The organism is Nitrospira sp. (assembly GCA_016873435.1).
GTDB lineage: Bacteria > Nitrospirota > Nitrospiria > Nitrospirales > Nitrospiraceae > VGXF01.
The window spans coordinates 1-8,984 of the sequence record VGXF01000022.1; the positions used below are offsets into that span (position 1 = coordinate 1).

Sequence of the window (8,984 nt, forward strand, 5' to 3'; positions counted from 1 at the left end):
GATGGATAAATATCAAGGCAGGGATCGGGCGAACGAAAGGGTTCGCGGACGTGCTGGTGGAACATCGGATCGAGGTTGTGCTTGTGCCGAAGCCGGCGAAGGGCGAACTGCCGAAGAAAGTTAAGACAGTGAAGGAGTGGAAGGACGTGAGGAGGCAGTTGTGAAGAGCCGAGCTGTATCAACCGTGGAGCGCAATCCTGACCGTTCGTCCGTCCGCGTTGTGGTTTAACTACACGCAGGGAAGCAGTCGTCTTAGTGCATCTTGCACTCACTAGTCGCATGGCCCATTGAACTTGGCGGAGCGGTAACGGCAACGAGGTTGTCAGCGGCTCGTCGCCTTGCTGTGTTTATACGTGTGAAGGATGGTTCATTCAGGCAGCAGGGAATTCCCCGTTGACGGCGTGGCCTGCAGCCGCACCGCTTGATTTGATGTCCAGTCTCTGCAATCCCTGTGTACGTCCCAGCCAAGCAAGGTAGGGAGCCCGACCGCCCAACTCGCTCCCGCTTTGTATCCCGGTCTTGTGAAGGTGGCCCTGTTGTTTTAGAATGGACGCAATCATCCTTCCTTACGAGGCCCCGGCCGTGAAGGCCAAAACCACGTTTCATTGCCAGTCTTGTGGCTATCAAGCTCCTCGAGCACTCGGGAAATGCCCGGGTTGCGGTGCATGGAACAGCATGAAAGAGGAGCGGCTCGCAGCTACGGGCAAGGGCCGGCCGCCCGTGTTAGGCGGCATCGCGTCCAAGGTCACACCGCTTGATGACATTGAATTGGTCGGTGAGCATCGTACCGGCACTGGCATCGGTGAGTTCGACCGCGTGTTGGGCGGAGGGGTCGTTCCCGGCTCGGTTATCCTGATCGGTGGCGATCCCGGCATTGGGAAGACGACGCTGTTGTTGCAGGCGCTTCCGCGACTGGTTTCGAAAGATGGGCCGGTCCTCTATGTGTCCGGCGAAGAATCACCCCGCCAGATCAAGATGCGGAGCGAGCGGATCGGCCTTGCGCACACCAATCTCCTCATTCTTGCCGAGACGTCGCTAGGGGAAATTCTCAAGCAGGTACAGACGCATATGCCGACGGCGATCGTTGTGGATTCAATCCAGACGGTCTACACAGACGAGTTGACTTCCGCGCCGGGCACCATCAGTCAGGTGCAGGAGGTAGCCGGGAAGCTCATGTTTCTGGCCAAGCGGACGGGCATGCCGGTGTTCATCATTGGGCACGTGACGAAAGAGGGCGCCATCGCTGGGCCCCGGCTGCTCGAGCACATCGTGGACACGGTGCTCTATTTTGAAGGCGACAAGGGGCACGCCTACCGCATTCTGCGCGCCGTGAAGAACCGCTTCGGCTCAACAAACGAGATCGGCGTCTTTGAAATGAAGGATTCCGGTCTCGAAGAAGTGGCGAACCCGTCTGAGTTGTTTTTGGCCGAGCGGCCGCAGAAAAGTACCGGCTCAGTGGTGGTATCGAGTCTGGAAGGGACGCGGCCGATTCTGGTCGAGCTACAGGCGCTCGTGTCACCGACCAACTATGCAATGCCGAAGCGGATGGCAAACGGGGTGGAGCTCAACCGCGTGTCGCTGCTACTGGCAGTCATGGAAAAGCGGTTGGGGCTACACCTGTCGGGCCAAGACGTTTATATTAATGTCGTGGGCGGGATGACGATTGACGAGCCAGCAATAGACCTTGGCATTGTGGCGGCGGTGACTTCCAGTTTGCGCGAGCGGCCAATTGACCGCCAGACGATCGTCTTTGGCGAGGTCGGTCTGGGGGGAGAGGTACGGGCCATCAGCCAGGCGGAGATGCGAGTGAAGGAAGCGGTCAAGATGGGCTTCCGCCGCTGTCTCTTGCCGGAGCGGAACCTAGCCAAGCTCGATCGTATGAAGGGCGTAGAGCTGATCGGCATCCATGAAGTTGGCGAGGCACTGGATGCGATCTTTAAATAGTGCAGCTGCTGCGCTGCTGGCTCTGTCAGTGGCGGTGATGCCTGGCTGCATGTGGGTTCACACAGCACCCGCAATTCCGCTTAAGCAAGCAACGGTCGAGCAGTTGACCGAGCTGCTCGAAGAACGTGTAAGAACAATTCAAACGATGAAGGGTTTATTTCGCGCGCAGGTAGCAGGGACGGGTTTGTTAATTACCCAGCGTGCGGACGGAGTCGTGTACTATCGGAGGCCTGACTCGCTGCGGTTGCAGGGATTCAGTGCGGTCGGCAGTAAACTGTTCGAGTACAGCCAGCACCGCGCGCAATTTCAGCTGGAAGTGCCGTCCGAGAAAAAGCGCTATGCCGGCCCGGTGGAGGAATTGCGGCAGGCGAAAATCGGACGACTGCTGCAACTCAGCCGCTGGGCGGTCGATGGCATGGTTGGGAACGATCGTACACTGACCGGTTTGCGAACAGCGCTAGCGGAAGACGGAGACCGCTATCGGCTCGATGTATTTCAAGCAGCCCCGGGGAGTCGTCTATTGCGCCGCCTCTGGTTCGAGCGCCACGCGCTCTATATCGTGCAGGAAGACTGGATACGGGAAACCGGCGAAGTGGAGGCCTCGATGACCTTTGACGATTTTCGGGCGATTCCGCGTACGCGGGGGGAGGTGGGTGTGGAAACAGTCATGCCGTTTCAGGTGACAGTGACGGATTACCTGGCTGCGGGCTCAGTGGCCCTGAGCTTTCAGGAAATTGTCGTGAATCCTGTGCTCAAGCCGGACGAACTGGCCGCCGAGCGGACGTGGGGTGCGGATGAAGCTGCTGGCGGTTGAAACGGCAACCGCGCGCCTGAGCGTGGCGGTCCTGGATGGTGAGTGCGTGCTGGGGCGGGCGGACGAGGATGCACGTGGCGCACATGCACGCCTGCTGGTGCCGACCATTGATCGGGTCTTTCAATTATGTGGTCTGACGCTCCACGACATGAACGGTCTTGCAGTCTCGATTGGGCCCGGTTCGTTTACGAGCCTGCGCGTTGGATTGGCAACCATGCTGGGATTTCGTCTCGCGACGGACTTACCGTTGGCCGTTGTGCCAACGCTGGAAGCGATGGCGTGGAATTTGCGCGGAGAGAAGTATGCGCTCTGCCCGGTGCTGCGTGCGCGGACCGGCGAAGTCTATTGGGCGCAGTATCAATGGCTGTCGAACGGGACGCTTACGCAGCTACAAGAGGAACGGACCGGGACGGTCGAGTCTGTGGCGACCACACTGCGAGGGCCGGTGGTGATGTTCGGGGACGGCTGGCAGCTCCATCGCGTCGAATTGGAAAAGCTGGTCGAACGGCAACGTGCGGAGCTTCATGAGGCGCCGGCGGAGGCATCATTTCCCTCAGCTGTGAGCGTGAGTCTATCCGGCCTGCGCCGCTTACAGCGCGGCGAGGCGGTTGCCCGCGGGATTGCACCAGTCTATGTGCAGCGGCCAGAGGCCGAGGTGGTCTGGGAGAAGCGCGGGCTGTCGTCTCCACTGGCAAAAGCGGCCCGCTCCAAACGAAAGGCGCGTACGAGAGTCTCGTAATGGGTGCGAAGATTCAACAGTATTCCGGTCTGTGCATTGAACGGGCCCGACCGGAGGATCTCGATGTCATCATGCGTATTGAGCAGGCCTCCTTCACCATGCCGTGGACACGTAAGATGTTTGAGGTGGAATTGTGCCACAATCCCTTTGGGCGCCTGGAAGTTCTGCGCCGGCACGGGGAGGCGGGCCGTCCGCTGGGGGGCTACGTGTGCTACTGGGTGGTGTTCGAGGAATGCCGGCTAATGACGCTGGCGGTGGATCCGTCAGTGCGCCGGCAGGGCCATGGACGGACGCTGCTGCGTCATGCGATGGAGCGTGGGTGCGAGGCGGGCGCCATGCGCGGCCTGTTGGAAGTGCGGGCCTCAAACGCGGTCGCGATCCAGTTATACGAGCAGGAAGGATTCCGCCGGACGGCGGTGCGGACACGATATTATACGAGTCCGGTCGAGGATGCGGTGTTAATGGAGCGGACTCTGGCTTCGTCGTAATCAACCCAAGGAGGGATCTATGCTAACAGAGAAACGGATTGCCGAACTGTTGCGTGCCTCCAGTTTCGACTATCAGCAGGCGGAGACGGCGCATCACCGCCTGGATGAGCAGATCGCCGGGCTGTACAAGCGCCATGTCCTGACGCCGCAGGAGGAACTGCGCGTCAAGCAGATGCAAAAGGAAAAACTTGCCACAAAAGACCAGATGGCCTCACTGATTCGGACCTATCGCGAGCAGCAGGCGCACGCACAGAGCCATTAGACGGATGTTGAAGATGCCCTTAAGTAGCACAGAAGGATCCTGGTGATGCTGCCACCGCTGGCAGGACATCTCAGTACGATCAAGCGCAGGTTAGCCATCGTGGCGCTCACCATGGCAGCCACGTTCATTTTCACCTTTGCCTATTCCGCTGAGCTGATCGCTTGGTTCAAGCGGCCGTTCACGGACGAGCTCATTTTCTATGGCCCGACAGAGGCGCTGTTTGCCGCAGTTAAGATTTCCTTGCTGGCCGGCGTCATTCTCAGCTTGCCGGTAGTACTCTATCAATGTTGGAAATTCATCGAGCCGGCGCTGCTGCCGCGTGAGCGGTGCTGGGCAATTCCGTTGTTCTGCCTGGCGGCTGTATTTTTTGCGCTGGGCATGACATTCTGCAATCTGGTGATTTTGCCGCTGGTGATTCAGTTCTTCGTCAGCTTCGGCATGGACCGCTCGTTGACCCCGCAAATGGCGGTGGGGACTTACGTGGATTTCAACGTGAAGTTTCTGTTGATCTTCGGCTTCGCCTTCGAGCTACCGCTTGCGCTTACATTACTCTCCCGCACGGGGATCATCTCGGCGGCGATGCTCAGTCACTATCGGCGGCATGCGATCATGGCGGCGGTGATTCTCTCCGCGATTATCACGCCGGATGCGACGTTGTTTACGATGTTGCTCATGGCGGTGCCACTAATCGTTCTGTACGAGATCGGGATTCTCGGTGCGCGTCTATTCGGGCGAGCGCCAGCGCCGGCTGACGGTGAGTCTGGGGAGAATCATCTTGATGGGCTGGTGCCAACCGGCACGGCAGGGACGCGCCTTAAGTAATCCGTCAACAGGAAAGGGTGAAAAATACACAATGAAGACGCTTCTCACGCAGATTGGGCTCGGTGTTGCGGTGTTGTTGCCGTTGACTGCGGTGGCGGCCGAGCCCCATCCGGACATGCCGTCCCCGGAGTTGCGTCCGGCGCCCAGCATCCAGGCACTAGTCGTCACGAAGGCGTCGGTCTATGCTGGCTCGTTCGGCCTGGGCGTCTTTCGGAGCGACAATCAGGGGAAGGACTGGACGGCGGCCAATGACGGCCTGGGCGACCGGTTCATCCTTTCACTCGTAGAAGCGAAGAGTGGCACGCTCTACGCCGGCACGCTGCGTGGTGGGGTATTTCGTTCAGTGAATGGCGGCCGGCACTGGCAGGCAGTGAACGACGGCTTGATGCGCCGCCAGATTAAGGTTTTGTTTGTTGATGACCAGGATCTCTATGCTGGCACCGGCGGCGGGGTCTATCGACTGGCGGCGGGAACATCGAGCTGGGTGGAAGTAACGAAGGGGCTTGATCAGACGGTCGTGCATGCGCTGGCAATGGATGCGGATCGCACGCTGTTTGCTGGCACGGCTGCCAAGGGTGTGCAGCGGTTTAAGGCAAACGGGGCGCAGTGGATACGGATGCCGGCGCAGGGGTTGAAAGATCACGAAGGAATGACAGAGAATTTCATCCGTGCGCTGGTAATTGGCAGGGAGCGTGTGCTTTATGCCGGCACGTTCGACGGGGGCGTGTTCCTAAGCCGAGACAGCGGGGGCACGTGGCGGCCGATCAGTCGCGCTTTACCAAATGATTCGATCCGCGGCATCATCAGCGGTGAGACGGGCCTACTCGTAGCAACGGGACGGGGTATCTACAAAAGCATAAACGACGGCGGGCAATGGATACCACTGAATGCGGGGCTGACGGAACTGTCCGTGCAGGTCCTGGCATCGGGCGGGGGTGTGCTCTATGCCGGCACCAGCGCCGGTGCATTTCGTAGCGACGACGGGGGGCAGCACTGGGTGAACATCAGTCAGGGATTGTCTGAATAAGGAGGCGCACTGTGGGCGAGCCGAAGGCGACGATTACCGTAATGAGCAAGGGGGAGAAGTGGGGCGACATCGTCCTGAAATTTTTTCCGGACGTGGCGCCGAACCACGTAAAGAACTTTTGCGATCTGGCCAACGCGGCATTTTACAATGGGACGACGTTCCATCGGGTGATTCCCGGGTTCATGATCCAGGGGGGCGATCCCAACAGCAAGAATTCCGACCGTGCCTCCCATGGGATGGGCGGGCCCGGGCACCGAGTGAAGGCGGAGTTCAACAGCAAGCCGCACACGCGCGGCGTGCTCTCTATGGCACGGGCCAACGATCCGGACAGCGCGGGCTCGCAGTTCTTCATCTGTGTGGCGGACGCAAACTTTCTCGATTGGCAGTACACGGCCTTTGGCGAAGTGGCTAGCGGCATGGAGGTGGCGGATAAGGTTGCGGCCGCCAAGCGGGATGGACGTGATAATCCGCTGGAGCGGATCGAGATGACGGTCACTGTGAATGAAGGCTGAGGCTCGGGTGTAAGCGTAGGCGTAGGGATAAGATTAATGCGTAAGCGTACTTCGATCAGCCGATTCGGTGTGGTGTGCGTAACCTTTGTCTCAGCCTTGGCGTGTCTGCCGGGGTGTGCCATTCCGGTGGTGCCATCTCGTGTAGTGCTTGAGGATCCTGCCAATTTTGTCCGCCTGGAATTGGATTCCCGGGTAATACCAGAGGAGCCAGATACCAGCCATGACCATCCGGCGACGGTTGCGCCGGAACTCATGGCTGACATTCTGCGCGGATTATCCGTGCGCGATCACCGGCTGGCTCTGTCTGTCTGGGCGTTCGGGCTGGCTCCCACGGAGTTGGCGTTTTCGGAGGCAGAGATTCAATTGGTGGCGGCGAAACTATCAGAAGGGCTGGCAGACGCGACGCCGACGGAGTGTGTGACGTTCTATCTCAGTTATCCGCAGACGTCGGTGAAGCGAGAAATCACGTCGGGGAGTCTCTACATAAAGACGGGGTACCTCCATTTCACGCTCAGCAATCATCGGGAGATCTACGGCATTCCTGCCTACGGCATGATTTACGATCGCCGCTATCCGAGGCTGCCAATCGCCCCGAAGGATTTCGATGTACTCTTTGCGCTACCCGCCGCTGTCGTACCGCAGGACGCTAGTCTCTGGGAGACCATCCGAGGACTCGAGCACGACAGCGTCGTGATCGATCTCGGCAAGCTCAACCCAGCCAACTCGGTCGTTCAGGCCCTTCCGTAGGGCCGCGCGCCCTCACCGCATCTGTACCTTGCCGGACTCGCTCCAGTAGTAGAAGATGGAAAAGTTTGGGTAGATCGAATTCGTGGCATTCTGGCCGGCCAGCGTCAACAGGACGCCACCGGCGACCAGAAAATTCGTATCACCGATCCGGTACTGGACCGACGGTTCCACGCCGACGAGGGAGAAGCCGCTCTTCTGCCCCGAATTGATCCGGTGCCCGTCGAGGCGGTGCGTGATCCCATGCAGGGTGACGAACTCCAGATTGTAACCGAAGCCGTGGGTATCATCGAGAATGTGCTCGAAGATCAGGCGGGTGTTGATCAGGTCACCAAAGTAGGAGGCCTCACCGGTCGCCGTTTTCAAGCCGGGCGTCGAATGGGTGTAGTAGACGCCACCGCTCCAGCGGTAGGGCTGGAGATTCTTTCGGAAGGCGAGGCCGCTGGTGACGCTGATTTCCCCAGAGCGCGTGGCTGGAAAACGTCCGATCGGAGAAAATCCGCCTGGGGTCTTGTCCGTGCCCGCCCATTTCCCAGTCGGGAGCGACACCTGATTGAACCAGTTAATGCTCGGGACCCAGGACTCGGGGTCCTGCACGACCGGCCGGTATTTGAGAATCAGGGACGTATCGCCCAGGCCAAAGTCGTTGTCCACTGTTCCGGTTTGTCTGGCCCAGAATCCTCCGAGCGATGTTTGGCCGACCAGTTCCACATGATCGGTGAGGCCGTAGGCGCTCTGAAGAAATGGGGACTGTACGCTGTAGATGTGGAGGGGGCCACGCGTGGAGTCGGTGGCGGGACGGAACTGGTTGCCAAAGCTGCTCTCGCCGATCTGGGCGAAGATGAGTGGGCGGATGTACCACTGGCCCTTCGGTTGCAGGTCGGGGGAGGAAATTAACATCGGCCCATGCGAGAGCGGATTCCAGCTGTGCCGGTATTTCTCAATGGCCTCCTCCGATGGTACCCACTCCCATCCGTTTGCCTCCCCGATAGGCCCCAGCAGCAGGAGGGAGACGAGCAGAAGCGCCCCCGACAAAGCGGTCCGAGTGTTTCCGGAAATGCCCGACGTCATTGATGTGTCCGTGGTGGATCTTGCCGCGGCGTTATAGCACGGGGGGGGGTAGTGCCGGCAAAGGCAGCTGTCGTATTGCAGCCAGGCATGCGCTGTCCCGGATGTAAGAATACTTTACATAATGTAATGTATTATGATACTTTTGAGTCGTCATGGGGATGAAGCACCAGGCGGAATCAATCAGTCATTTCGAGAACCGGCTCCGCGACGTCCGGCTGGCCAAGGCGCTGGGGCAGGGTGAGCTGGCGGCGCAGGCCGGGATCACCCGCCAGGCGATCCATGCCATCGAAGCCGGCCACTACCTGCCGACGACGATGGTGGCGCTGCGTCTGGCGGACACGCTGGGCTGCCGCGTCGAGGACCTGTTCAGTCTTGCAGTCGGTGGGGAGATGGTCGAAGGCGATCTGGTTGGAGCCGACGCAGCAGCGGAGGTTTCGGGGCGTGTCCGTGTCAAGGTGGCCCGGATCGGGAATCGCACGGTGGTCCGTCCAGTGGCGGAACTGGGCGACGTGTTGAATTTTACGGTCTCTGCGGACGGACTGATGGTGAAACCGCCGGCCG

The 8,984-nt window shown here is 59.7% G+C and carries 10 protein-coding genes and 1 pseudogene; 10 read left to right on the forward strand and 1 reads right to left on the reverse strand.

Going from position 1 to position 8,984, the window contains the following annotated elements; all coding sequences use genetic code 11:
• The first annotated feature begins 546 nt into the window (after positions 1-546).
• Genes radA through FJ248_08500 form a run of 9 tightly spaced genes read left to right on the forward strand, consistent with a single transcriptional unit; the run spans position 547 to position 7,355 of the window.
• Positions 547-1,944, forward strand: coding sequence for a DNA repair protein RadA (radA, locus tag FJ248_08460; GenBank protein MBM4120911.1), 1,398 nt, complete (start codon positions 547-549; stop codon positions 1,942-1,944).
• Positions 1,928-2,758 carry a hypothetical protein gene (locus FJ248_08465; GenBank protein MBM4120912.1) on the forward strand — a complete coding sequence of 277 codons (831 nt, stop codon included), beginning with the start codon at positions 1,928-1,930 and terminating at the stop codon, positions 2,756-2,758. Before radA ends, FJ248_08465 begins: the two co-directional genes overlap by 17 nt.
• Positions 2,739-3,497 (forward strand): tRNA (adenosine(37)-N6)-threonylcarbamoyltransferase complex dimerization subunit type 1 TsaB, encoded by a 759-nt coding sequence (gene tsaB / locus FJ248_08470; GenBank protein ID MBM4120913.1) that lies wholly within the window; start codon positions 2,739-2,741, stop codon positions 3,495-3,497. Before FJ248_08465 ends, tsaB begins: the two co-directional genes overlap by 20 nt.
• A complete protein-coding gene (gene rimI, locus FJ248_08475) occupies positions 3,497-3,985 on the forward strand; it encodes a ribosomal-protein-alanine N-acetyltransferase (protein MBM4120914.1) in 489 nt (162 codons plus the stop codon). The genes tsaB and rimI overlap by 1 nt, the downstream gene beginning before the upstream one ends.
• A 19-nt stretch (positions 3,986-4,004) precedes the next feature.
• Positions 4,005-4,247, forward strand: coding sequence for a DUF465 domain-containing protein (locus tag FJ248_08480; GenBank protein ID MBM4120915.1), 243 nt, complete (start codon positions 4,005-4,007; stop codon positions 4,245-4,247).
• A gap of 45 nt (positions 4,248-4,292) precedes the next feature.
• Entirely contained in the window at positions 4,293-5,069 is a 777-nt protein-coding gene (tatC, locus tag FJ248_08485; GenBank protein ID MBM4120916.1) for a twin-arginine translocase subunit TatC, read from the forward strand.
• A 31-nt stretch (positions 5,070-5,100) separates the two neighbouring features.
• Positions 5,101-6,096 carry a hypothetical protein gene (locus FJ248_08490; protein ID MBM4120917.1) on the forward strand — a complete coding sequence of 332 codons (996 nt, stop codon included), beginning with the start codon at positions 5,101-5,103 and terminating at the stop codon, positions 6,094-6,096.
• A gap of 41 nt (positions 6,097-6,137) precedes the next feature.
• On the forward strand, positions 6,138-6,608 hold the full coding sequence (locus FJ248_08495) for a peptidylprolyl isomerase (GenBank protein MBM4120918.1): 471 nt from the start codon (positions 6,138-6,140) through the stop codon (positions 6,606-6,608).
• A 36-nt stretch (positions 6,609-6,644) separates the two neighbouring features.
• The gene (locus FJ248_08500) at positions 6,645-7,355 is read left to right on the forward strand and encodes a hypothetical protein (GenBank protein MBM4120919.1); all 711 of its coding nucleotides are present in this window, start codon (positions 6,645-6,647) and stop codon (positions 7,353-7,355) included.
• Between the two features lie 12 nt (positions 7,356-7,367).
• On the opposite strand, the gene FJ248_08505 is transcribed toward FJ248_08500, so the two are convergent.
• Positions 7,368-8,423 (reverse strand): hypothetical protein, encoded by a 1,056-nt coding sequence (locus tag FJ248_08505; protein MBM4120920.1) that lies wholly within the window; start codon positions 8,421-8,423, stop codon positions 7,368-7,370.
• Between the two features lie 152 nt (positions 8,424-8,575).
• On the opposite strand from FJ248_08505, the pseudogene FJ248_08510 reads away from it, so the two are divergent.
• Positions 8,576-8,797, forward strand: a pseudogene (locus tag FJ248_08510) (helix-turn-helix transcriptional regulator).
• Positions 8,798-8,984: the final 187 nt, after the last annotated feature.

Coding starts and splice junctions, on each gene's coding strand:
- radA (MBM4120911.1), top strand. CDS start 547: ATGGACGCAATCATCCTTCCTTACGAGGCCCCGGCCGTGAAGGCCAAA.
- FJ248_08465 (MBM4120912.1), top strand. CDS start 1,928: ATGCGATCTTTAAATAGTGCAGCTGCTGCGCTGCTGGCTCTGTCAGTG.
- tsaB (MBM4120913.1), top strand. CDS start 2,739: ATGAAGCTGCTGGCGGTTGAAACGGCAACCGCGCGCCTGAGCGTGGCG.
- rimI (MBM4120914.1), top strand. CDS start 3,497: ATGGGTGCGAAGATTCAACAGTATTCCGGTCTGTGCATTGAACGGGCC.
- FJ248_08480 (MBM4120915.1), top strand. CDS start 4,005: ATGCTAACAGAGAAACGGATTGCCGAACTGTTGCGTGCCTCCAGTTTC.
- tatC (MBM4120916.1), top strand. CDS start 4,293: ATGCTGCCACCGCTGGCAGGACATCTCAGTACGATCAAGCGCAGGTTA.
- FJ248_08490 (MBM4120917.1), top strand. CDS start 5,101: ATGAAGACGCTTCTCACGCAGATTGGGCTCGGTGTTGCGGTGTTGTTG.
- FJ248_08495 (MBM4120918.1), top strand. CDS start 6,138: ATGAGCAAGGGGGAGAAGTGGGGCGACATCGTCCTGAAATTTTTTCCG.
- FJ248_08500 (MBM4120919.1), top strand. CDS start 6,645: ATGCGTAAGCGTACTTCGATCAGCCGATTCGGTGTGGTGTGCGTAACC.
- FJ248_08505 (MBM4120920.1), bottom strand. CDS start 8,423: ATGACGTCGGGCATTTCCGGAAACACTCGGACCGCTTTGTCGGGGGCG.